Source organism: Streptomyces aureoversilis (assembly GCF_042657885.1).
GTDB lineage: Bacteria > Actinomycetota > Actinomycetes > Streptomycetales > Streptomycetaceae > Streptomyces > Streptomyces aureoversilis.
This window is the reverse complement of record NZ_JBHSKJ010000009.1, coordinates 118,382-141,616: the sequence shown is the minus strand read 5'-3', so window position 1 is coordinate 141,616 and position 23,235 is coordinate 118,382. Positions and strand designations below refer to the sequence as shown.

Here is a 23,235-nt window from a genome sequence, read left to right as displayed (position 1 = left end):
ACCGGCCCGTACCGCCCCGCGCCTACCTCCTGCGCTCCACCGGGAACAGGGCCGTGACCTCCCAGCCGCCCTCCGGCGCGGGGCCCGCGCGCAGGAGGCCGCCCATGGCCTTGGCGCGCTCGCTGAGGCCGACGAGCCCGAAGCCGCCGCCGCGGGCCTTGTCGGAGAGGACGGCCGCGTGCTTGCCGTCGTCGGCGATGCGCAGCTCGACGCCGGCCGGGACGCCGCGGATGCCGATCCGTACGGCCGTGGCGTCGGCGGCGTGCTTGCGGATGTTGGTGAGGGCCTCGCGGACGACGCGGTGGACGCCGGCGGCGACCTCGGCGGGGATCCAGTCCTCCATCCCCTTCTCGATGTAGAGGGTGACGGGCGGCCCGGTGCGGGCGAAGTCCTCGGTGAGGGCGCGCACCTGCGGCAGGCCCGCCACCGGCTCGGTCTCGGCGTCGCCCTCGCGCAGGATGCCCACCAGGCGCCGCATGGAGCTCAGGGACTCGCCGGCCGACAGCTCGATGCGTTCGAAGGCGGCCGCCGCCGCGGGCCCGTCGAGGGCGGTGAAGCGGGCGGCCTGGGCCTGGACGACGATGCCGGTGACGTGGTGGGCGATGAGGTCGTGGAGCTCGCGGGCGAGTTCGAGGCGCTCGGCGTTGCGGACGGCCGCGAGGTCGCGGACGCGCTGCCCCGACTGGTTGCGCAGCAGCACCGAGTACGCGGTGACGACGACCGTGAGCGCGCAGAAGACGGCGGTGAACGGCCCGGGGTCGAGGTCGCGCATGGGGGCGGCGAGGGCGGCGAGGGCGAGCAGGGGGCCGAGGATCGCGGCGGCGCGCGTGGAGGCTCGCTGCAGGACGGAGGTGAGGAGGGCGAGCAGGGCGATGGCCTCGCCCATGCCCCACACGGTCTCGGGGTGCTGCCCGGTCATCAGGACGAGGCTGGTGGTCCAGGAGACGGCGACGGCGGCGGAGGCCCGTACGGCGAGGGGGATCCACTTGTAGGGGACGGCGCACAGGCAGACGGCGATGCCCGAGGCCAGCACCATGGCGTGGGGGCGGCTCGGCTGCCGGGCGAGGACGATGCTCTCGGAGACGACCAGGCAGAGCAGGGCGACGGCGAGGGCGGCCTTCGCGGCGGCGGCGCGCCGGGGGTGCCGGGCGGCCCATCCGGCCACTCTGTTCATGCGCTGCCCGTGGCCAGTCCGCTCTCCCAGGCCCACGCCGCGATCTCGACGCGGTTACGGGCGTCGAGCTTCAGCTGCACGTTGGCCAGGTGGGTCTTGACGGTGGACAGCGAGACGAAGAGCTCGGCGGCGATCTCGGCGTTGGTGGCGCCGCGGGCGAGGCAGCGCACCACGTCGGCCTCGCGGTCGGTGAGCGGCTCGGAGGGGGCCCTGGCGGGGCCCGCCGGGTTGGCGGGGGCCATGTCGCGCAGGAGGCGGACGGTGATGGCGGGCGAGATGAGGGAGTCGCCGACGGCGGCGGCGTGGACGGCCTCGACGAGCATGGCGGGGCTCGCGTCCTTGAGGAGGAAGCCGGAGGCACCGTTGCGGAGCGCGGTGTGCACGTACTCGTCGAGGTCGAAGGTGGTGACGATGACGATGCGGGGGCTCCGGCCGGTCCCGGGGCGGCCGGCGGCCCGCTCGGAGAGGCGGCGGGTGACCTCCAGGCCGTCGAGCTTGGGCATGCGGATGTCGAGGAGGAGCACGTCGGGCTCGTACTGCTCGACGGCGGCGAGGGCGGCCTCGCCGTCCACGACGTCGGCGACGACGTCGATGTCGGGCTGGCTCTCCAGGATCATGCGGAAGCCGGTGCGGACCATCTCCTGGTCGTCCGCGATGACCACGGTGATCGCCATACTCGTTCCTTGCGCTGTGCCGGCCGTGCGGGGGCCTGGTGTGTACGGGTGACGGGCCGGTGCTGCCTCCGCCCCTCCATGTCAGCGGGGCCGCGGGGCCGCCGCAACCGCGGATCAGGCTCCGCCGCGGGCGGCCCGGCGGGCGGCGAGGCGGCGCACGCCGTAGGCGCCGCCGCCGAGGGCGAGGAGCCCGGCGCCGCCCGCGAGGGCGGGGGTGCCGATGTCGTGGCGGACCTTGATGACCTCGCCGGCCTCGACGACGCGCTTGACGGGGTTGCTGGAGGCCGCGTGGAGGGTGCGCGCGGGGGGCGTGGCCTGCTGCTCGCGGCCCTCCGCGGAGCCGTTGCGCACGGTGATCACGCCGCGGGCGTGCTTGGCGCCCTTGTCGTGGCCGGCGCCGCTGCTCGTGACCGTGGTGCCCTCGGCCCCGTCCGCGGTGTGCCGCAGCGTGCCGGAGGCGAAGTCGTAGTAGTTCGTCAGGCCGGTGCCGTCGAGGGAGGCGCGCAGGGTGGGCTTGTGCGTGTCGCCGCCGAGGATGCGCAGGTGGAGCCGGTCGAGGTCGGCCGTGGGGCGGGCGGCGTCGAAGGTGTGGCGCTGCTTGCCGTGCTTGGTCACGGTGACGGTCGTGCCGTGCTCGCCGGAGGTCAGCAGGGCCCGGCTGCCGTCGGGCAGCCGGACCTGCTGCACGATGACGGGGCGGCCGCTGCCGCCGTCCGTGTCGCCGGCGGTGCGCAGGTCCGCGGCGAACGCGCTCGCCGTGGGCCAGGCCACCGCGCCGACGGCTGCGGCGAGGACGGTGGCGGCGGCGATGCGGGTCTTGGCGGACACGGGGGTGGTCCCTTTCCGTAACGGGCGGCTCGGTCTGCGGGCGCCGCGGGCGCCCCGGATTCGTGTCGTCCTCCGGGGCCGGCGGGCCGTGCTCCTCACGTTACGGGCCTTTATCGCGCCCACACCTCGACTGTCCGACCATTCCCGTCTCGGCCGAAAGGATGACGGAGGCCCGCCCACGTCATACCGGAGTCGGGCGGGCGGGCCGGGGAGGGCCGTACCGGGACTGGTCCGTACGGGTTCGCGGGACCATCCGGACGGCCCAGCGGGCCTGGGGGGGCGGGGCCTGCCCGGCGGGACGTGGCGGGATCCGCCGGGCAGGCCGGTCGTCAGCCGCCCAGGCTCGCGGCGGCGCTCTTGATGTTCGCCGCGAAGGTGCTCACCTCGGAGTAGACGCCGGGGTAGTGCGGCCGGGCGCAGCCCTCGCCCCAGCTGACGATGCCGACCTGGATCCAGGCGCCCGCCGCGTCCTTGCGGAACATCGGGCCGCCGGAGTCGCCCTGGCAGGTGTCGACGCCGCCCTGGTCGAGGTATCCGGCGCAGATCTCCTCGCCGGGTATGAGGTTGCCGTAGGCCTTCTGGCAGGCGGTGTCGTCGACGAAGGGGACGGTGGCCTTGAGCAGCTGCCGCTGCTGGCTGCCGCCTTCGCGGTCCGCGCCCCAGCCGGCGATGGTGAAGGTGCCGTTGTTGTACGCGGCGGTGTCGGCGGTCTTGAGGGTGGGCAGGTTGACGGGCTGTGCGAGTTTGATCAGCGCCCAGTCCTTGCCGGAGCCGTTGTAGCCGGGTGCCTGGAGCACGCGGGTGGACTTCACCTTGATCGCCTGGGAGGAGCCGAGGTCGGCGACGCCGGCCGTGGCGGTGATGGAGGTGTTGGCTCCGCTGCCGCTGACGCAGTGGGCCGCGGTGAGGACGATCTGCTGGGTGTAGAGCGAGCCGCCGCAGCCCATGGACAGCCGCACCATCCAGGGGAATTCGCCTTGCTGGGCGGGGGTGCCGCCGACGACGCCGGGGCGTGGGGTCGGGTCGTCGGCCAGGGCCGCGGTGGCGGTGAGGGCGAGCGCGGCGACGGTGGCCGCGCCGACGGCGACGGTTCTCCTGAGCGTGAAGAGGAAGGAACGCAACGGTCTTCCTTTCGTGGGAGGTTACGCACGAATGTCAGGCTCATGACAATTCCGGCCGTCCGATTACCGGAATCGAACCTTCGATGCGCGGTGCGATTATGAGGATCGGACGAACGTGCGACAAGCACCCCGTTTCGGCCAGCCCGGCGCACTGCCCGCCGGCGGGGCCCCGCCCGTACAGTGGACAGGGGGCGCAGCGGCCGGCAGGGGGACCCCAGGGGGTGGTCACGCGTGGGCACCGGCATCAAGATCGTGCACGGCTTTCCGCACATCGCGACGGTGCGCGCCGCGATCACCGCGCTGTACAAGCGCCTGTCCTACGACACGGTGCACAGCTTCGAGCTCAGCGTGCCCCCGTCCGACGCCGCCTTCTCCGACGAGGAGGATCCCTACCTCGGCGTGCAGCGCGTCGCCGGTGCGATGGTGCGGCACCTGCGGCTGCCGGACGCCCGGATGATCGTCAGCTTCCGCGAGATGCGGCACGCGGGCAGCATCGAGCTCGCCGCCGGCCCGGAGTACTTCATCGAGCTCAACTCCCGCTTCAAGACCCACCGCAGGGACATCGGCGCGGCCCTCTCCCACGAGGTCATGCACGTCTACCTGCACCGGCTCGGCCTGGAATTCCCCGGCACGCGGGACAACGAGATCCTCACCGACACCGCGGCGGCCTACCTGGGGGCGGGGTGGCTGCTGCTGGACGCCTACCGCGAGTCGCCGGTCTCCACGCAGAAGCTCGGCTACCTCACCCCGGAGGAGTTCGGCTACGTCATCGCCAAGCGGGCGCTGGCCTTCGGCGAGGACCCCTCCCCCTGGTTCACCAGCCCCCAGGCGTACGAGGCCTACGTGAAGGGCCTGGCGGAGGCCCGGCGCGACGGCCGGCGGCCCCCGCTCGCGGCGGCCGGGCGGCTGGGCCGCCACCGCTACGCCCGGGACCGGCGCGCCGTGCGGAGCGCGCGGCCCGGCGCGCCGGGCGACCGGGACTACGCCTTCGAGGGCGACGGCCCGCTGCGGGTCAGCTTCCCGTGCCCGACGTGCCACCAGCGCATCCGGGTGCCGGTGCGGGGGAAGGTACGGGCACGGTGCGGGCTCTGCCGCACCGTGCTCGAGTGCGATACGTAGGGGCTGTGCCCGGCCTCGGTACCGCCGTGCGCAGCCCGGCCGTTCACAGGAGTCGCGCCCTGCACGGCACCGCCGGTCCGGTTCACCGGGGTTGCTCGCCGTCGCGGCGGAGGTGAGGCGCCGGGCATCCTCCTTCCGCCGCGGCGGCGCGCGACCACGACGGCGCGACCCGGCGGTCCGCGACGGAAGCTGCTCGCCCTCGCAGCGGGGCGGGGACGCCCGGCATCGTGCTTCCGCCGCGGCGGCGCCCGGCCACAGCGGCGCCCGGCCACAGCGGCGCCCGGCCACGGCAGCGGCCCGGCGGTCTGCAGCCGGGCCCGGCCGGATCGCGGCCGCCCCGCGCGGTCCGGCCTCAGCCGGTGTCCGCGCCCGTGCCGCCGCCCCATCGCCGGCGCAGCACGTCCTCGGCCGGCTTGCCGTGCGGGGTGTAGGCGAGGCGCCGCGGGGTCTCGCCGCTGTCGGGCCAGTCGTCCCACATCCACCAGCAGACCCCCGCCCACCACGGCTTTCCGTCGAGCGCGGAGAGCAGCGCCTCGTAGGCGGCGGCCTGTTCGTCCTCCCCGGCGCTCTTGCTGACGGTCCAGGAGTAGGGCGCGGTGGTGGCGCCGCGCTGGCTGACGTAGCCGGCCTCGGTGAAGAGGATCCTGCGGTGGTGGCGGGCGGAGAAGGCGGCGAGCTCCTGCGTGATCGGCTTCCAGGCGTCGCGCAGCCGGGCGGCGTCGGCGGTGGGGCGGTCGGCGAGGGGCCAGTAGGCGTCGATGCCGATGACGTCGAGGTCGTCCCAGAAGGGGACGGTGCGGTACTCGTCGTAGTTGGCGGCGTAGGTCAGCGGCCCGCGGTACTGCGCGCGGACGGCCCGGACGACCTTGCTCCAGCGGGCGCCGTCGCGGGAGGTGCCGGCCAGTTCGGTGCCGACGGCGAACTGTTCGGCGCCGGTGCTTTCGGCGAGCTTCGCGTAGTGGGTGATGAAGCGCTCGTAGGCGGAGAACCAGGCGCCGGCGTCGCGCGGCCGGATGCCGGCCCGGTCGCCGCCCTTCGCGAGGTCGACGTGGGGTTTGAGCATGACCTTGAGGCCGGTGCGGTGGGCGAGGCCGATGACGTGCCGGAGGCCGTCGTCGGCGGCGGTCTCGCCGGTGGTGTGCATGCCCGCGTCGGTCGCGCCCTCCTGGTACCAGGTGGGGGTGAAGGTCACCCAGCGGGCGCCGGTGGCGGCGATCTGCCGCAGGTACGCCGCGGCGCCGGGGCTGCTGTAGTCGCCGGTGTTCCACGAGGGGAGCGTGATGCCGCGCAGTGCGGCCCCCTTTCCGCCCCCGGGGCGGGTGCTCGTGCCCGGCCCGGGCTCCTCCTGCCCGGCCTCCTCCGCCGGGCCGGAGGAGCACCCGGCGAGGAGGAGGGCGGCCGCGAGCAGCGCGCCGGCCGCCCTCCTCCCGGCGTTCACTGCTTCAGGTCCGCGGGGCCGACGAAGGTGTAGCCGAGGGCCTTGATGCCCTCGATCGTCTGCTGCAGCGGCGCCACCGGGTAGTAGGGGTGGTAGAAGAAGCTCGCCACGCCGTCACGGACGGCCAGGTTGGCCTTGGCCGAGGCGATCAGGTCGGCGGGGAGCCGGGGCGGGTGGTTGTTGTACGCGTCCGGCTCGTAGTTGCCGATGTTCTCGGGCAGGACGGTCGTCCCGTAGACGTCCTTGACCGCGTACGGGAAGAACTGGCCGATGTAGCGGCCGGTGTCCGGTGTGCCACCGGTGAGCGTGCCGGAGAAGTACAACGAGCGCTCCAGGCGGGCGGAGTAGTTCTGGCCGAGGACACGGTAGTCGGTGGCGGAGGCCGCGTAGTGCGGAGTGGTCCAGAAGGCCGGTTTCGGCAGTCCGGCGGCGGCGAAGCCCGCCAGGGCCTGGGTGACCCGGCCCTGGGCCCAGACGGCGGAGTCCTCCGCGGGCGGCCCGTCGAGGATCACGTTGTCCGAGGCGTCGACGTGGGCGCGGAAGAACTCGAAGTCGTCGCCGGTGACGCCGTTGTAGGGGTTGTTCGCCGTGCCGTACTGGTGGGTGTAGCCGTGGTTCATCAGGACGGCTCCGTTGGCGAGCATGTGCTTCAGCTCGGCGACGACGGCCGGGGCCTGGGTGAGGGTGATGGTCTCGGGGACGCCGTTGTTGTAGGTGCCCTTGGGGTCCTTGTAGACCGGGATGACATTGATCCCGTACGGGATGTTCTGCGACTTGAGGTAGTTCGCGATGGCGCGCAGCTGGGCGGGCTCGGCCTTGGGGCTGATGTCCTCCAGCCGGACGAAGGCCCGGTGGCGCTCGGCGGTCGCGGGGGCGAGGGCGTCGAAGAGGAGGTCCTCGAAGACGATGACGCGGTCGCTCTCGGAGACGTAGGCGAAGGGCATCTCGCCGAGGTAGGTGAGGTTCGAGGAGCGGATCGCCCAGGGGCTGACGGCGCCGGTGGTGCCGTCCTTGGCCTCGGCGAGGCGGGTGACCGCCGGGTAGCCGGGCCCGGTGAGGATGTCGGGGTGGAGCACTCCCCCGTCCTGGCCCGCGGGGATCTTCCGGGTCAGCTGCCGTCCCTTGTACGTGACCTGGTTGATGTTCCCGACGGAACCGCCGGACTCGTAGTACGAGTTGGTGGGGTCCCAGCCGTACTTCTGCTTGAACTGGGTGACGCCGACGGCGCCCGCCATGTTCCAGATGTTGTCGCCGATCCAGGTGACGGGCCGGCTCGTGGCCAGTGCGTCCTGGTAGAAGGCGGCGGGGACGGCGTCGGGGATGGTGCCCCCGTAGTAGGTCGAACCGAGGTAGACCGTGGCGGTGTACTGGTTCACCATGCCGGCGGTGTAGGCCGAGACGGGCTTGGCGGTGACGGTGCCGAAGTGGCCGGCGAGGTTGGCCGTCGCCATGGCGTAGAGCTCGCCCAGCTGCCCGTAGGGGCCGGCGTTGTCGTACAGGACGAGGGCCGAGGTGCCGGCCGGAGCGGCGGCCGCCCGGGCGGCGGGGGCCTTCGTGAGGGGCGCGAGGGTCAGGGCCAGCTTGCCCGCACGGCGCAGCCGGTCCGAGGCGATCCGGGCCTTCGCCGCGACGGCGAGGTCCTTGGTGCTCTTCGGCGAGAGCGAGAGCGGGTTGACGGCGTCGGTGGCGTGCGGCCCGGATATCGCGCCCTCGGCGGTCCGGGAAAGCATGACGCCGCCCAGCAGGGCGGCGAGGAGCACGACGACGGCGGAGATCCGGAGCTTCCTGGATCTCCCGCGCTTATTCTGCATGGAATTCCCCCTGGGTAATGCATCGGTCGCCACCCCCGTTGCCTCGGGGGCCCGACAGGCGCCAGATTCTTCTGGCCGGGAAGGATGTATGTCAATAGACAACTTCGATCCCGAATGTGCAGTTCCGTGCACCAGACCTGGTGCAGACCAGAGGCCACACCCGTCACAGATAAGCGATCACCAGGCATAATTACCGGTACGTTCACCGAATTTGAGATTCCGCTCCAACAATTCTCATCAAGTCCGACAGTAGTACCTGTCTGATCTGATACCTTCCCTGCGCATGCCTTGCCTCGCATCGAGGCGACATACGGGGGAGAACTCATGTACGGAAAACCCGCTCTGGGATCCGTCCTGCCCATGGCCGGGCTCACTGCGGCACCGGAAGTGCTACCGGGCATTCCCTTCGCCCGCGGATTGCAGGAGGCCGCCGGGGCCGGATTCCTGCTGTACTGCGCGAGCGCTTTCGTCATCATCGCCGTCAAACTCTGGTTCGCCGTCCGGGCCACCACCATGGACCACAGCCCCGGCGGCCGGCCTTGACCGGCGAGATCCTGCTGGGATCCGCCATCGCCATCATCGTGATGGCGGGCTGCTACAACACCGCGCTCTTCCTGCTTTCCCGGCGCCGGGTGCGCCGCGTCCGCGGCCCCCGCCAACAGCGTCTGTACGTCTTTCTGCTCGCCTGTCTGAACGAGGAAAAGGTTCTCGCCGAGAGCCTGGCCCGCATCACTGCCCTGCCCGCAGGCAATTTCCTCGCCCTGGTGATCGACGACGCCTCCGACGACGGCACCGCGGAGGTCGCCCGCGCCGCCGACCCCGAGCGCGTCCGGCTGCTGCAGCGCACCCTGCCCGACGCCCGCCGGGGCAAGGGCGCCGCCCTCAACGCCGGAATACGGCACCTGCGCGAGTCGGGCCTGCTCGACGGCTACGACCCGCACGACGTCATCGTCTGCGTCGTCGACGCCGACGGCCGGCTCGACGAACACGTGGTCCAGTCCGTCGATCCTTTCTTCGACAATCCATGCACCGGGGCCACCCAGGTCGGCGTCCGGATGTACAACCGCCACCAAGGGCTGCTGGCCCGGCTCCAGGACATGGAATTCGTCATCTACGGCGATATCTTCCAGTGCGCCCGGCGCTATATCGGCAGCGTCGGAATGGGCGGCAACGGGCAGTTCATGCGGCTCGCCGCGCTGGACTCCCTCGCCCCGCCCGGAGAGACGGCCGGCGGACCCTGGAGCGACTCGCTGACCGAGGACCTCGACCTCGGGGTCCGCCTCATCGCCCGCGGCTGGACCAACCAGCACTGCACCGCGGCGGCCGTCTCCCAGCAGGCCGTGCTCGACGTCCGGCGCCTGGTGCGCCAGCGCTCCCGCTGGTTCCAGGGCCACCTGCAGTCGGCGGGCCTGGTGCCGCTGATCCTGCGCTCCGTCCCCACCCGCGCCGCCGTCGACCTGCTCTACCACCTCTCCAGCCCGGTCCTGATCCTGCTCACCTCCCTGCTGCCGCTGTCCTTCCTGGTCGCGGTGGCCGGCACCGTCATCGGATCCGTGCAGGCCGGGCGCGCCCTGATCTCCCCGATGTGGATCATCGGCCCGTACCTGCTCTCCTTCACCGCGGCCTACGCGTACGGCTTCGTCTACCGCCGGCGCGAACGCGGTCTCGGGCTCGTGCGCTCGATCCTGCTGTCGCACGTCTTCATCTTCTACGGCTACATCTGGTTCGCCGCCGGCTGGTGGGGGCTGTGGCGGATGCTCACCGGCAAGCAGACGTGGCTGAAGACGGCGCGCACCTGAAGCGACCGCGCAACACCCGAGGACCCCTGCACTCCACCCGCCCGTCAGGCCTTCCCCGCGGCAGGCCTTTCCCAGGGAGATCCATGTCCGCTGACCTCATCACCGCGCCCGTACGCGCCATGCTCGTGCTGGGCACCCGACCCGAGGCCATCAAACTGGCGCCCGTGGCCCGTGCCATGGCGCACTCCCCGCTCTTCGAACCGCTCGTCGTCACCACCGGCCAGCACCGCGAGATGCTCCACCAGATGCTGGACCTGCTGCGCGTACCGGTCCACACCGAGCTCGACGTCATGCGCGACCGGCAGCAGCTGTCCACCCTCACCGCCCGCCTCGTGGACGGCCTCGGCGAGGTGATCCGCACCGAGCGCCCCGACCTCGTCGTCGTGCAGGGCGACACCACCACCGCCCTGACCGGCGCCCTCGCCGCGTTCTACGAGCACATCCCCACCGCCCACGTGGAGGCCGGCCTGCGCACCGGGGTCCTCGACAACCCCTTCCCGGAGGAGCTCAACCGGCGCCTGATCGGCCGTATGGCCCGCTGGCACTTCGCGCCCACGGAGCGCGCCGCGGCCAACCTGACGGCCGAAGGCGTCCCGGACGCCGAGGTGTTCACCACCGGCAACACCGTCATCGACAACCTGCTGTGGGTGCTGGCCGAGGGCACCGGCCGCTGCCTCTTCCGCACCGGCCTGCGGCGCGTGCTGGTCACCCTGCACCGTCGCGAGAACCAGGGCGCGGTGATGCGCTCCATGGGCAAGGCGCTGGCCCGGCTCGCCGACCGCGGCGACGTGGAGATGGTGGTGCCGCTGCACAAGAGCCCCGCCGTCCGCGAGGCCCTCCTGCCGGAGCTGACCGGCCACCCGCACATCGAGGTCGCCGAACCGCTCGGCTACCTCGACTTCTCCGCCACGCTCGCCGGCTGCGACCTGGTCCTCACCGACTCCGGCGGCATCCAGGAGGAGGCCCCCACCCTCGGCAAGCCCGCCCTCGTGCTGCGCACGACCACCGAGCGCCCCGAGGCGGTCGAGGCCGGCGCCGCCCGGCTCGTGGGCACCGAACCGGAGTCCATCCTGCACGCCGCCTTCCACCTTTTGGATGATCCTGACGCCTACGAGCGGATGGCCACGGCGGGCAATCCCTTCGGGGACGGACACGCCACCGACCGCATCGTCGCCCAGCTCGCGGAGGACTTCGGCGCCGACGCGGAGGACGGCGGCGGGGCCGCACTGGTCGCCTCCCGCACCGAGGGGCCGGGGTCATACTCGACGGCATGACGAGAGTTCAGCGGCTGCTCGGTCTCGCGCTGCTCGCCGCCGTCGTGGTGGCGGGCGCCGCCCTCGCGGCGGGCAGCCTCTGGTCCGGCGACGGCGAGCCGGAGCGGCCGTGGGCCGAGGGCTCGGTCCACGGCCCGTGGCGGTCGGTCTTCGACGGCCACGGCGAGAACGCCGGCCGCCACGACGGCCTCTTCCTCGCCCCCCTGCCCGCCCGGGTGCCGGAGGAGACCCACGCCGGGCTGATCGTCTCCACGGCCCGCTTCGAGGACGTGGACTTCGAGGCACGCATGCGGACCGTCGCCCAGCTGCGCACGCCCGAGCCCAATCCCTGGGAGGTGCCGTGGCTGCTGTGGGCGTACACCGACCCCGAGCACTTCTACTACGTCACCCTCAAGCCCAACGGCTGGGAGCTCGGCAAGCGCGACCCGGCCTACGAGGGCGGGCAGCGCTTCCTGGCGACCGGCCAGGGGAGCTTCCCCGTCGGCGGGTGGTCCTCCGTCCGGGTCGCGCAGCGCGGCGCGCGCATGGAGGTGAGCGTCGACGGCCGGGGCCTGGTCGCCTACGAGGACCGCGAGCGGCCCTACCGGGAGGGCAGCGTGGGGGTGTACACCGAGGACGCGAAGGTGGAGTTCCGCGACCTGCTGGTGCGCCGGGCCGGTTAGCGGCCGGGACGGGGCGGGTACGGCAGCGCGGGTACGACAGCGCGGCGCCTGCCACCTGTGGTCGGGGTGGGGCAGGCGCCGCGAGCTTTTCGGGGAGGGTCAGACCGTCAGGGCGCGGTCCGTCGGGCGGACCGGGGCCGGCAGGGTGCTGGTGCCGGTGAGATAGCGGTCCACGCCGCGGGCGGCGGAGCGGCCCTCGGCGATGGCCCAGACGATGAGGGACTGGCCGCGCCCGGCGTCACCGGCGACGAACACGCCGGGGACGTTGGTGGCGTAGTCGGCGTCGCGGGCGACGTTGCCGCGGGCGTCCAGCTCCAGGCCGAACTGCTCGACGAGGCCGTTGTTCACGTCGGTGCCGGTGAAGCCCATGGCGAGGGTGACCAGCTGGGCCGGGATCCTCCGCTCGGTGCCGGGCTTCTGCGTGAGCTTGCCGCCGGCGAACTCCACCTCGACGAGGTGCAGCCACTGGACGTTGCCGTCCTCGTCCCCTTCGAAGTGGGTGGTGGAGACGGAGTAGACGCGCTCGCCGCCCTCCTCGTGGGCCGAGGTGACCTTGTAGAGCATGGGGAAGGTGGGCCAGGGCTGGCCCTCGTTCCGCTCCTCCCCCGGCCGGGGCATGATCTCCAGCTGGGTGACGGAGGCCGCGCCCTGGCGGTGGGCGGTGCCCACGCAGTCGGCGCCGGTGTCGCCGCCGCCGATGACGACGACGTGCTTGCCCTCGGCGGTGATCGGGGAGACCGTCAGGTCGCCCTCCTGCACCTTGTTCGCCATGGGCAGGTACTCCATCGCGAAGTGGACGCCCTTCAGGTCGCGGCCGGGGACGGGCAGGTCGCGGGAGGTGGTGGCGCCGGCGGCGATGACGACGGCGTCGTAGCGCTTGCGGAGCTTGGCGGCGTCGATGTCGCGGCCGATCTCCACCTCGGTGCGGAACTTGGTGCCCTCCGCGCGCATCTGCTCGATGCGGCGGTTGATGTGCCGCTTCTCCATCTTGAACTCGGGGATGCCGTAGCGCAGCAGCCCGCCGATGCGGTCGGCGCGCTCGTACACCGCGACCGTGTGCCCGGCCCGGGTCAGCTGCTGGGCGGCGGCCAGGCCGGCGGGGCCGGAGCCGATGACGGCGACGGTCTTGCCGGAGAGCCGCTCGGGCGGCTGGGGGGTGACGTCGCCCGCGGCCCACGCCTTGTCGACGATGGTGACTTCGACGTTCTTGATGGTGACGGGCTGCTGGTTGATGCCGAGCACGCAGGCGGACTCGCAGGGCGCGGGGCACAGGCGGCCGGTGAACTCGGGGAAGTTGTTGGTCGCGTGCAGCCGCTCGCTCGCGGCCTGCCAGTCGTCGCGGTAGGCGTAGTCGTTCCACTCGGGGATGAGGTTCCCGAGCGGGCAGCCGTTGTGACAGAACGGGATGCCGCAGTCCATGCAGCGGCTCGCCTGCTTGCTGATGATCGGCAGGAGCGAGCCGGGGACGTAGACCTCGTTCCAGTCGCGGACGCGCTCGGCGACGGGACGGGTGCGGGCGACCTCGCGGTCCTCGGTCAGAAAGCCCTTCGGGTCAGCCATGGGTCGCCGCCTCCATCATCTTCTCGTGGGTCTCGGTCTCGGAGAGACCGGCTCGCTCGGCGGCGTCCTTGGCGGCGAGCACTGCCTTGTAGGTGGCCGGGACGACCTTGCGGAAGCGGCCGGCGGCCGTGTCCCAGTCGGCGAGGAGCCCGGCCGCGACGGTGGAGGCGGTCTCCTCGTGGTGGCGGCGCACGACGTCGTGCAGCCACTGCCGGTCGTCGGCGTCGAGGGTCTCGACGGCGCCGGCCAGCTCCTTGTTGACGTTGTCGGGGTCGAGGTCGACGACGTAGGCGACGCCGCCGGACATGCCGGCCGCGAAGTTGCGCCCGGTCTCGCCGAGGACGACGGCCCGGCCGCCCGTCATGTACTCGCAGCCGTGGTCGCCCACGCCCTCGGAGACCACGGTGGCACCTGAGTTGCGGACGCAGAAGCGTTCGCCGACCCGGCCGCGCAGGAACATCTCGCCGCCGGTGGCACCGTAGGCGAGGGTGTTGCCGGCGATGACCGAGTACTCGGCGAGGTGGTCGGCGCCGCGGTCGGGGCGGACGACGATGCGGCCGCCGGAGAGGCCCTTGCCCACGTAGTCGTTGGCGTCGCCCTCCAGGCGCAGGGTGACGCCGCGGGGCAGGAAGGCGCCGAAGGACTGGCCGGCGGAGCCCGTGAAGGTGATGTCGACGGTGTCGTCGGGCAGTCCGGCGCCGCCGAACCGCTTGGTGACCTCGTGGCCGAGCATCGTGCCCACGGTGCGGTTGATGTTGCGGATGGGCACCTGGGCGCGGACGGGGCGGGCGTCCTCGGCGGAGGAGACCTCCAGGGCGTCGGCGGCGAGCTTGACGAGCTCGTTGTCGAGGGCCTTGGCCAGGCCGTGGTCCTGCTCGGTGGTGCGGTGGCGGACGGCGCCGGCGGGCAGGTCCGGCACGTGCAGCAGCGGGGCGAGGTCCAGGCCCTGTGCCTTCCAGTGGGTCACGGCGCGGCCGGTGTCGAGGAGCTCGGCGTGGCCGACGGCCTCCTCGAGGGTGCGGAAGCCCAGCTCGGCGAGGATCTCGCGGACCTCCTCGGCGATGAACTCGAAGAAGTTGACGACGAATTCGGCCTTGCCGGAGAACCGCTCGCGCAGTACGGGGTTCTGGGTGGCGATGCCGACCGGGCAGGTGTCCAGGTGGCAGACGCGCATCATGACGCAGCCGGAGACGACCAGCGGGGCGGTGGCGAAGCCGAACTCCTCGGCGCCGAGGAGGGCGGCGACGATCACGTCGCGGCCGGTCTTCAGCTGGCCGTCGGTCTGCACGACGATGCGGTCGCGCAGGCCGTTGAGCAGCAGCGTCTGCTGGGTCTCGGCGAGGCCGAGCTCCCAGGGGCCGCCCGCGTGCTTGAGGGAGGTGAGCGGCGAGGCGCCCGTGCCGCCGTCGTGGCCGGAGATCAGGACGACGTCGGCGTGGGCCTTGGAGACGCCCGCCGCGACCGTGCCGACGCCGACCTCGGACACCAGCTTCACGTGGATGCGGGCGGCCGGGTTGGCGTTCTTGAGGTCGTGGATCAGCTGGGCGAGGTCCTCGATGGAGTAGATGTCGTGGTGCGGGGGCGGCGAGATCAGGCCGACGCCCGGGGTGGAGTGCCGGGTCTTCGCGACCCAGGGGTAGACCTTGTGGCCGGGCAGCTGGCCGCCCTCGCCGGGCTTGGCGCCCTGGGCCATCTTGATCTGGATGTCGTCGGAGTTGACCAGGTACTCGCTGGTGACGCCGAAGCGGCCGGAGGCGACCTGCTTGATGCTGGAGCGGCGCTCGGGGTCGTAGAGGCGCTCGGGGTCCTCGCCGCCCTCGCCGGTGTTGGACTTGCCGCCCAGCCGGTTCATGGCGATGGCGAGGGTCTCGTGGGCCTCGCGGGAGATGGAGCCGTACGACATGGCGCCGGTGGAGAAGCGCTTGACGATCTCACTGACGGGCTCGACCTCGTCGAGGGGGACGGGCTCGCGGTCGTTCTTGAGGGAGAACAGGCCGCGGAGCGTCATCAGCCGCTCGGACTGCTCGTTCACGCGCTCGGTGTACTGCTTGAAAATGTCGTAGCGGCGGGCGCGCGTGGCGTGCTGCAGCCGGAAGACGGTGTCGGGGTCGAAGAGGTGCGGCTCGCCCTCGCGGCGCCACTGGTACTCGCCGCCGATGTCGAGGCGGCGGTGGGTGGCCGCGATGCCGGTGGCCGGGTAGGCCTTGGCGTGGCGGGCGGCGACCTCGCGGGCGACGACGTCCAGGCCGGCGCCGCCGATCTTGGTGGCGGTGCCGTGGAAGTAGGTCTCGACGAAGTCCTCGTTCAGGCCGATGGCCTCGAAGACCTGGGCGCCGCGGTAGGAGGCGACGGTGGAGATGCCCATCTTGGACATGACCTTCAGGACGCCCTTGCCGAGGGCCTTGATGAGGTTGCGGATCGCGTCCTCGGGCTCGATGTCCTGCAGGAACGTCCCTGCGCGGACGAGGTCCTCGACGGACTCCATCGCCAGGTACGGGTTGACGGCGGCCGCGCCGTAGCCGATGAGCAGCGCGACGTGGTGGACCTCGCGGACGTCGCCGGCCTCGACCAGCAGGCCCACGTGGGTGCGCTGCTTGGTGCGGATGAGGTGGTGGTGGACGGCCGAGGTGAGCAGCAGCGACGGGATCGGCGCGTGCTCGGCGTCGGAGTGGCGGTCGGAGAGGACGACGAGGCGGGCGCCGTCGGCGATGGCGGCGTCGGCCTCGGCGCAGATCTCCCGCAGCCGGGCGGCCAGGGACTCGCCGCCGCCGGTGACGCGGTAGAGGCCGGAGAGGGTGACGGCCTTCAGGCCCGGCATGTCGCCGTCGGCGTTGATGTGGATGAGCTTGGCGAGCTCGTCGTTGTCGATGACGGGGAAGGGCAGGGTGACGCTGCGGCAGGAGGCCGCGGTGGGCTCCAGCAGGTTGCCCTGCGGGCCGAGGGAGGAGATCAGCGAGGTGACGAGCTCCTCGCGGATGGCGTCCAGCGGCGGGTTGGTGACCTGCGCGAACAGCTGGGTGAAGTAGTCGAAGAGCAGCCGGGGCCGCTCGGAGAGCGCGGCGATCGGGGAGTCGGTCCCCATCGAACCGATGGGCTCGGCCCCGGACTTCGCCATGGGCGCGAGGATGACGCGCAGCTCCTCCTCGGTGTACCCGAAGGTCTGCTGGCGGCGGGTGACCGAGGCGTGGGTGTGCACGATGTGCTCGCGCTCGGGGAGGTCGGCCAGGTCGATCAGCCCGCTCTCCAGCCAGTCGCCGTAGGGCGCCGCGGCGGCGAGGCCGGCCTTGATCTCGTCGTCCTCGATGATGCGGTGGTGCTCGGTGTCGACCAGGAACATCCGGCCGGGCTGCAGGCGGCCCTTGCGGACGACCTTCGCCGGGTCGATGTCGAGGACGCCGACCTCGGAGGAGAGCACGACGAGGCCCTCGTCGGTGACCCAGTAGCGGCCGGGGCGAAGGCCGTTGCGGTCGAGGACGGCGCCGACGAGGGTGCCGTCGGTGAAGGTGACGCAGGCCGGGCCGTCCCAGGGCTCCATCTGGGTGGAGTGGTACTGGTAGAAGGCGCGCCGGGCCGGGTCCATGGAGGCGTGGTTCTCCCAGGCCTCCGGGATCATCATCAGGATGCTGTGCGGCAGGGACCGGCCGCCGAGGTGGAGGAGCTCCAGGACCTCGTCGAAGGAGGCCGAGTCGGAGGCGTCGGGGGTGCACACGGGGAAGATGCGGTCGATGCCGCGCTCCCCGCCGTTCCCCTGGCCGGCAGAGCCGAACAGCTCGCTGGCCAGCTGCGACTCCCGGGCCCGCATCCAGTTGCGGTTGCCCTGAACGGTGTTGATCTCACCGTTGTGGGCCACGAACCGGTACGGGTGGGCGAGCGGCCAGCTGGGGAAGGTGTTGGTGGAGAAGCGGGAATGGACCAGCGCGATGGCGGTGGCGCAGCGGCGGTCGGAGAGGTCCGGGAAGAACGGCTCCAGCTGACCGGTGGTCAGCATGCCCTTGTAGACGATGGTGCGGGCGGAGAGCGAGGGGAAGTAGACCCCGGCCTCCCGCTCGGCGCGCTTGCGCAGCACGAACGCCTTGCGGTCGAGGGCGAGCCCGGTGTTCTCGCCGTCGCTCACGAACAGCTGGCGGAAGTCCGGCATGGTGGCGCGGGCGCTGGCGCCGAGGAGCTCGGGGGCGACGGGGACGGCGCGCCAGCCGAGGACGGTCAGGCCCTCCTCGCGGGCGATCGTCTCGATGGACGAGACCGCGGCGTCCGCGTCCGCGGCGTCCGCGGGGAGGAAGCCGATGCCGACGGCGTACGCGCCGGGCTCGGGGAGCGCGAAGCCGGCGGACTCGCGCAGGAAGGCGTCGGGGACCTGCATCAGGATGCCGGCGCCGTCGCCCGAGTCGGGCTCGGAGCCCGTGGCGCCGCGGTGCTCCAGATTGCGGAGGACGGTGAGCGCCTGCTGCACGAGCGCATGGCTCGCCTCGCCGGTGAGGGTCGCGACGAAGCCGACGCCACAGGCGTCGTGCTCGTTCCGCGGGTCGTACATACCCTGCTGGGCGGGGTGGGATGCGGATCGCATCGGCGGCTCCCGTCGTCGTCTTGGCAGTCCCGGCCGGTGCGGCCGGTGCATGTGCCGAGGGACGACGTTGGCCCTCTGCGAAAGAAGTTGGTGCAGGTTACATGATGGGGCGCTTCTCGAAAAGTGGAAGCACCGGTCCAGCATGTGGACACTGCGGTGAAGGCGGCGAGCTGCCGGAAGCACTGGGGATCGCCCGGCCCGGCCCCGCCGGACACAGCACAGAGCGGGCGGCGTTGCCCGCTGTGCTACCGGATTGTGCCCGGCCGTCGAGGGCTTGAAACCGCGATGTCATCCGTACGTTATGCGGGAGCCCGCATAAAGCATCACCCCAGGGCGGTGCCGAAGGCAATACCGAGGGCGTAAGTCACACCCGCGGCCGCCGCGCCCAGGAACAGCTGGCGCAGGCCGCTGAACCACCAGGAGCGGGCCGTCACCCGCGCCACGACCGCCCCGCAGGCGAAGAGACCGAGCAGCGCGAGCAGCACGGCGGGCCACAGCGAGGTCGCTCCCAGCAGGTACGGCAGCAGGGGCAGCAGCGCGCCCAGCGCGAACGAGCCGAACGACGAGACCGCCGCGACCATGGGCGACGGCAGGTCGGAGGGGTCTATGCCGAGCTCCTCGCGGGCGTGGATCTCCAGCGCCTGCTCGGGGTCGCGGGACAGCTGCATGGCGACCTCGAGCGCGAGCTTGGGCTCGACGCCCCGCGACTCGTAGAGCGCGGCCAGCTCCGCCAGCTCGTCGGCCGGGTGCTTGTGCAGCTCGCGGCGCTCCACGTCCAGCTCGGCGAGGACGAGTTCGCGCTGCGAGGCCACGGAGGTGTACTCGCCGGCGGCCATGGAGAACGCACCCGCGGCGAGGCCCGCCAGGCCGGCGATGACGATCGTCTGCGCGGAGGCGGAGCCGCCCGCGACACCGGTCATCAGGGCGACGTTGGAGACCAGACCGTCCATGGCACCGAACACCGCGGGGCGCAGCCAGCCGCCGTTCACGTCGCGGTGCGTGTGGTTGTCGCGGTGCGCGGCGTGCGGTGCGGCAACGGCTTCCAGGACAGACATCTCCGGTGGGCTCCCTTCCCCTGGGGGTGGCGCCTCTCCGCCCGCCCCACTGATTCGAAGGTACGCACGAACGCCATGATCCGCTAGCAAGGAAGGCCTGCCTGACCTGGGCATACGGGCCCCCTGCGGGGGCTCGTCCGACGTCGCCGGGCAGTGCCGCAGGCACAAAAATCCCGCCGCAGCGGCGATCAGCCACTGCGGCGGGATCCGGCGGTGCCGAGCGAAGCTCAGACCTTCTTCGGTTTGGGGGACGAGCCCTCTACGGGCGAGTCACCGTCACCCCCCGGCTTTGTCAGGGAAGTCGGTCCCTCGCCGGCTTCCCCGATGGCCCCCGGTTCCACCACGAGCTCCCTGCCAGGGCACCGCTTCGCGGAAATGATCATGTAGACGACGGCCGCGACGAAGACCACGATCGACGTCCACCCGTTGAGCCGCAGGCCCAGCACGTGGTGCGCGTCGTCCACGCGCAGGTACTCGAACCAGAAGCGGCCCACCGTGTACGAGGCCACGTACAGCGCGAACGCGCGCCCGTGCCCGAGGGTGAAGCGCCGGTCCGCCCAGATCACCAGGCCCGCGATCAGCAGGCACCACAGCGACTCGTACAGGAACGTCGGGTGGTAGGTCCCGGCGACCCGGCCGATCGCCGGGTCGGCGTCGATCTTCAGCCCCCACGGCAGGGTCGTCGGCTTGCCGTACAGCTCCTGGTTGAACCAGTTGCCCCAGCGGCCGATCGCCTGGGCGACGGCCAGGCCGGGGGCGAGGGCGTCCGCCCAGGCCGGCAGGGGGATGCCGCGGCGGCGGCAGCCGATCCACGCACCGACCGCGCCGAGCGCGACCGCGCCCCAGATGCCGAGGCCGCCCTCCCAGATCTTGAAGGAGTTGACCCAGTCGCGGCCCTCGCCGAAGTACAGCTCGTAGTCGGTGATGACGTGGTAGAGCCGGCCGCCGACGAGCCCGAAGGGCACCGCCCAGACGGCGATGTCGGCAACCGTCCCGGCCCGACCGCCGCGGGCGATCCAGCGCCGGTTGCCCAGCCAGACCGCCACGAAGACGCCGATGATGATGCAGAAGGCATAGCCGCGCAGCGGGACCGGTCCGAGGTGGATCACGCCGGTCGACGGGCTGGGAATGTATGCGAGTTCCATGACATCCCCGACGCTACCCTGCCGGGGCGACGGAACGGCAACCCACCCGGCGCAACAGCTGCGTAACGCCCCGGGGCCTCAGCCCTTCTGGGCTTCGGCGACCATCTGCCGGAGTTTGTCCGGGGTGAGCGGGTTCTTCTGGTCGCCGTAGATGCTCTTGCCGTTGAGCAGGACGGTCGGGGTGGCGCGGTAGGAGGACTTGCCGAAGGCCTCGTGGGACTTCTTCACCCAGCTGTCGTGGGTGCCGTCGTCCACGCAGGTGCGGAAGGCGGGGGTGTCGAGCCCGGGCACCTGCCCGGCCAGCTCCAGCAGGCGCGCCTTCTTGCCGTAGGCGTCGTCGGTCTCCTGCGGCTGGTTCTTGAAGAGCAGGTCGTGGTACGGGGCGAACTTGCCGGCGTCCTGCGCACAGGCCGCCGCGTTGGCGGCGTTGAGCGAGCCGCTGCCGCCGAGGTTGTTGTCGATGAGGGTGACCAGGTGGTACTCGGCCTTGAGCTGGCCCTTCTGCTCCAGCTCGTTGACCGTGTCGCGGAAGACGTTCTCGAAGCCGCCGCAGCCCGGGCAGCGGAAGTCCTCGTAGACCGTGAGGGTCGCCTTCGCGGCGGGCTTGCCGACCGGGATGGTGACGCTGTCCTTTCCGGTGGCGCCCTGCGGGGCGACCAGGGGCCCGGCGGCCTCCTTCTTGCCGCCGCCCGTGTTCGCCACGAGCGCCGCGATGCCGGCGCCCGCGCCGAGGACGGCGACGACGATCACACCGGCGATCAGCGTGCGCTTGCGTTTGGCCCGGGCCTCTTCGCGCTCCCGCTGTTCCTGCAGCCGCTCACGGGCGCTGCGCTTCCCATCCGAGTTCTTCTGGCTCACATCCCCCTACAACGAACCGGGGGCCCGCCCATGCGCGCCCCCGGTCGCCGGTTCCTTCAAAAGAGTTACGCGCGTTTGCGCACGCCTTCGGCCAGTTCACCCGCGAGGGCGCGGACGGCGGCGAGGCCGGTCTCCAGGTCGGGGGCGTCCAGGAGCCGCTTGACGAAGGCCGAGCCGACGATCACGCCGTCGGCGAAGGCCGCCACCTCCGCGGCCTGGGAGGCGTTGGAGACGCCCAGGCCGACGCAGACCGGCAGCTCGGTGACCGCGCGCGTGCGGCGCACCAGGTCCTGCGCCTCGTTGCCGACGGACTCCCGGGTGCCCGTGACGCCCATCAGCGAGGCCGCGTACACGAAGCCGCTGCCCGCCGCCGTGATCTTGGCGAGGCGCTCGTCGCGGCTGCTGGGCGCGACCACGAAGACGGTGGCGAGCCCGTGCCGCTCGGCGGCCTTGCGCCAGGCCTCGGACTCCTCGACCGGCAGGTCGGGCAGGATGCAGCCCGCTCCCCCGGCGGCGGCGAGGTCGGCGGCGAAGCGCTCGGGGCCGTAGGCGTCGACGGGGTTCCAGTAGGTCATGCACAGCACGGGCGCGCCCGTGATCTCGTGCGCCTCCTTGACCGTGCGGATGACGTCGACGATCTTGATGCCGCCGCGCAGGGCGATGTCGTCGGCGGTCTGGATGACCGGGCCGTCCAGGACGGGGTCGCTGTGCGGCAGACCGACCTCGACGATGTCGCAGCCGCCGTCGAGCATGGCGGTGAGGGCGCGCACGCCGTCGTCCACGGTCGGGAAGCCGGCGGGGAGGTAGCCGACGAGCGCGGCGCGGTTCTCGGCCCTGGCGGCGGCCAGGACGGAGCCGAGGAGTTCGATGTTGCCCGCCATTACCGCTCCCCCGCGCTTTCATCGGTCGCGTCGTACAGCCCGAAGTAGCGGGCTGCGGTGTCCATGTCCTTGTCGCCGCGGCCGGAGAGGTTGACCAGGACCAGCCCGTCCGTGCCCAGCTCCTTGCCGACCTCCAGCGCCCCGGCCAGCGCGTGCGCGCTCTCGATGGCCGGGATGATGCCCTCGGTGCGGGAGAGCAGCCGCAGGGCCTGCATGGCGTCGTCGTCCGTGACGGCCCGGTACTCGGCGCGGCCGGTGTCCTTCAGATAGGAGTGCTCCGGGCCGATGCCGGGGTAGTCCAGGCCCGCCGAGATCGAGTACGGCTCGGTGATCTGGCCGTCCTCGTCCTGCAGGACGTAGGAGCGCGAGCCGTGCAGGATGCCGGGCGTGCCGGCGGTGAGGGTGGCCGCGTGCTCGCCGGTGGCCAGGCCGTGGCCGCCGGGCTCGCAGCCGATCAGGCGCACGCCCTCGTCGGGGAGGAAGGCGTGGAACAGGCCGATGGCGTTGGAGCCGCCTCCCACACAGGCCACGGCGGCGTCCGGCAGGCGGCCGGCGCGCTCCAGGATCTGGCGGCGCGCCTCGACGCCGATGACCCGGTGGAAGTCGCGGACGAGGGCCGGGAAGGGGTGCGGGCCCGCGACGGTGCCGAAGAGGTAGTGCGTGCGGTCGACGTTGGCGACCCAGTCGCGGAACGCCTCGTTGATGGCGTCCTTCAGGGTGCGGCTGCCGGACTTCACGGCGATGACCTCGGCGCCGAGCATCCGCATGCGGGCGACGTTCAGCGCCTGCCGCTGGGTGTCCACTTCGCCCATGTAGATGGTGCATTCGAGGCCGAAGAGGGCGCAGGCGGTGGCGGTGGCGACGCCGTGCTGGCCGGCGCCCGTCTCCGCGATGACGCGGGTCTTGCCCATGCGCTTGGTGAGCAGGGCCTGGCCCAGCACGTTGTTGATCTTGTGCGAGCCGGTGTGGTTGAGGTCCTCGCGCTTGAGGAAGATCCGGGCGCCGCCGGCGTGCTCCGCGAAGCGCGGCACCTCGGTGAGGGCGCTGGGCCGGCCGGTGTAGTTGACCATCAGGTCGGCCAGCTCGGCGGCGAAGGCGGGGTCGGCCTTGGCCTTCTCGTACTCGGCGGCGACCTCGTCGACGGCGGCGACGAGGGCCTCGGGGATGAACTTGCCGCCGAACGCGCCGAAGTAGCCTTCGACGCTGGGAACTTGACCCTCCGGGTCCGGGACGAAGAATTCAGAGGACACGTACGTACTCCTCGGACGACTG

Annotated in this window: 18 protein-coding genes; 5 read left to right on the top strand and 13 right to left on the bottom strand. The window is 72.2% G+C overall.

The genetic code is table 11. The features are described 5' to 3' along the window. Positions 1 to 22: 22 nt before the first annotated feature. The 4 genes from ACFPP6_RS17710 to ACFPP6_RS17695 all read right to left on the bottom strand — a co-directional run bounded on the left by ACFPP6_RS17710 (position 23) and on the right by ACFPP6_RS17695 (position 3,797). A complete protein-coding gene (locus ACFPP6_RS17710; protein WP_382042899.1) occupies positions 23 to 1,174 on the bottom strand; it encodes a sensor histidine kinase in 1,152 nt (383 codons plus the stop codon). Further along, positions 1,171 to 1,848 (bottom strand): response regulator, encoded by a 678-nt coding sequence (locus ACFPP6_RS17705; RefSeq protein WP_382042895.1) that lies wholly within the window; start codon positions 1,846 to 1,848, stop codon positions 1,171 to 1,173. The genes ACFPP6_RS17710 and ACFPP6_RS17705 overlap by 4 nt, the downstream gene beginning before the upstream one ends. Before the next feature lie 114 nt (positions 1,849 to 1,962). After that, entirely contained in the window at positions 1,963 to 2,676 is a 714-nt protein-coding gene (locus ACFPP6_RS17700) for a hypothetical protein (protein WP_382042892.1), read from the bottom strand. 329 nt (positions 2,677 to 3,005) lie between these two features. Further along, positions 3,006 to 3,797 (bottom strand): S1 family peptidase, encoded by a 792-nt coding sequence (locus ACFPP6_RS17695; protein ID WP_382042889.1) that lies wholly within the window; start codon positions 3,795 to 3,797, stop codon positions 3,006 to 3,008. Between the two features lie 231 nt (positions 3,798 to 4,028). On the opposite strand from ACFPP6_RS17695, the gene ACFPP6_RS17690 reads away from it, so the two are divergent. Next, a complete protein-coding gene (locus ACFPP6_RS17690) occupies positions 4,029 to 4,916 on the top strand; it encodes a hypothetical protein (protein ID WP_382042887.1) in 888 nt (295 codons plus the stop codon). 352 nt (positions 4,917 to 5,268) lie between these two features. On the opposite strand, the gene ACFPP6_RS17685 is transcribed toward ACFPP6_RS17690, so the two are convergent. Both ACFPP6_RS17685 and ACFPP6_RS17680 read right to left on the bottom strand, forming a co-directional pair. Continuing rightward, positions 5,269 to 6,354 (bottom strand): glycoside hydrolase family 113, encoded by a 1,086-nt coding sequence (locus tag ACFPP6_RS17685; RefSeq protein ID WP_382042884.1) that lies wholly within the window; start codon positions 6,352 to 6,354, stop codon positions 5,269 to 5,271. Beyond that, positions 6,351 to 8,165 carry a DUF2334 domain-containing protein gene (locus tag ACFPP6_RS17680; RefSeq protein ID WP_382042882.1) on the bottom strand — a complete coding sequence of 605 codons (1,815 nt, stop codon included), beginning with the start codon at positions 8,163 to 8,165 and terminating at the stop codon, positions 6,351 to 6,353. The genes ACFPP6_RS17685 and ACFPP6_RS17680 overlap by 4 nt, the downstream gene beginning before the upstream one ends. Before the next feature lie 324 nt (positions 8,166 to 8,489). Here ACFPP6_RS17680 and ACFPP6_RS17675 point away from each other — a divergent pair, with 324 nt between their 5' ends. From ACFPP6_RS17675 to ACFPP6_RS17660, 4 genes are all read left to right on the top strand, one after another. Then, the gene (locus ACFPP6_RS17675) at positions 8,490 to 8,708 is read left to right on the top strand and encodes a hypothetical protein (RefSeq protein ID WP_216824006.1); all 219 of its coding nucleotides are present in this window, start codon (positions 8,490 to 8,492) and stop codon (positions 8,706 to 8,708) included. Further along, a complete protein-coding gene (locus tag ACFPP6_RS17670) occupies positions 8,705 to 9,964 on the top strand; it encodes a glycosyltransferase family 2 protein (RefSeq protein WP_382042879.1) in 1,260 nt (419 codons plus the stop codon). Before ACFPP6_RS17675 ends, ACFPP6_RS17670 begins: the two co-directional genes overlap by 4 nt. A gap of 83 nt (positions 9,965 to 10,047) precedes the next feature. Continuing rightward, a complete protein-coding gene (gene wecB, locus ACFPP6_RS17665; RefSeq protein ID WP_382042876.1) occupies positions 10,048 to 11,238 on the top strand; it encodes a non-hydrolyzing UDP-N-acetylglucosamine 2-epimerase in 1,191 nt (396 codons plus the stop codon). Then, positions 11,235 to 11,900, top strand: coding sequence for a 3-keto-alpha-glucoside-1,2-lyase-like domain-containing protein (locus tag ACFPP6_RS17660; protein WP_382042873.1), 666 nt, complete (start codon positions 11,235 to 11,237; stop codon positions 11,898 to 11,900). The genes wecB and ACFPP6_RS17660 overlap by 4 nt, the downstream gene beginning before the upstream one ends. Before the next feature lie 99 nt (positions 11,901 to 11,999). On the opposite strand, the gene ACFPP6_RS17655 is transcribed toward ACFPP6_RS17660, so the two are convergent. The 7 genes from ACFPP6_RS17655 to trpB form a co-directional block, all read right to left on the bottom strand. Further along, positions 12,000 to 13,460 carry a glutamate synthase subunit beta gene (locus ACFPP6_RS17655; RefSeq protein WP_382042870.1) on the bottom strand — a complete coding sequence of 487 codons (1,461 nt, stop codon included), beginning with the start codon at positions 13,458 to 13,460 and terminating at the stop codon, positions 12,000 to 12,002. Next, a complete protein-coding gene (gene gltB / locus ACFPP6_RS17650) occupies positions 13,453 to 18,024 on the bottom strand; it encodes a glutamate synthase large subunit (protein WP_382042868.1) in 4,572 nt (1,523 codons plus the stop codon). The genes ACFPP6_RS17655 and gltB overlap by 8 nt, the downstream gene beginning before the upstream one ends. Positions 18,025 to 18,347: 323 nt before the next feature. After that, positions 18,348 to 19,079 (bottom strand): VIT1/CCC1 transporter family protein, encoded by a 732-nt coding sequence (locus ACFPP6_RS17645; protein ID WP_336004006.1) that lies wholly within the window; start codon positions 19,077 to 19,079, stop codon positions 18,348 to 18,350. 227 nt (positions 19,080 to 19,306) lie between these two features. Then, a complete protein-coding gene (gene lgt, locus ACFPP6_RS17640; RefSeq protein ID WP_382042865.1) occupies positions 19,307 to 20,224 on the bottom strand; it encodes a prolipoprotein diacylglyceryl transferase in 918 nt (305 codons plus the stop codon). Between the two features lie 78 nt (positions 20,225 to 20,302). After that, positions 20,303 to 21,082, bottom strand: coding sequence for a DsbA family protein (locus tag ACFPP6_RS17635; protein ID WP_382042862.1), 780 nt, complete (start codon positions 21,080 to 21,082; stop codon positions 20,303 to 20,305). 65 nt (positions 21,083 to 21,147) lie between these two features. Continuing rightward, positions 21,148 to 21,963, bottom strand: a complete 816-nt coding sequence (gene trpA, locus ACFPP6_RS17630; protein WP_382042859.1) for a tryptophan synthase subunit alpha — start codon at positions 21,961 to 21,963, stop codon at positions 21,148 to 21,150. Then, positions 21,963 to 23,213: a tryptophan synthase subunit beta gene (trpB, locus tag ACFPP6_RS17625; protein WP_382042856.1), complete on the bottom strand. Its 1,251-nt coding sequence runs from the start codon at positions 23,211 to 23,213 to the stop codon at positions 21,963 to 21,965. The genes trpA and trpB overlap by 1 nt, the downstream gene beginning before the upstream one ends. Positions 23,214 to 23,235: the final 22 nt, after the last annotated feature.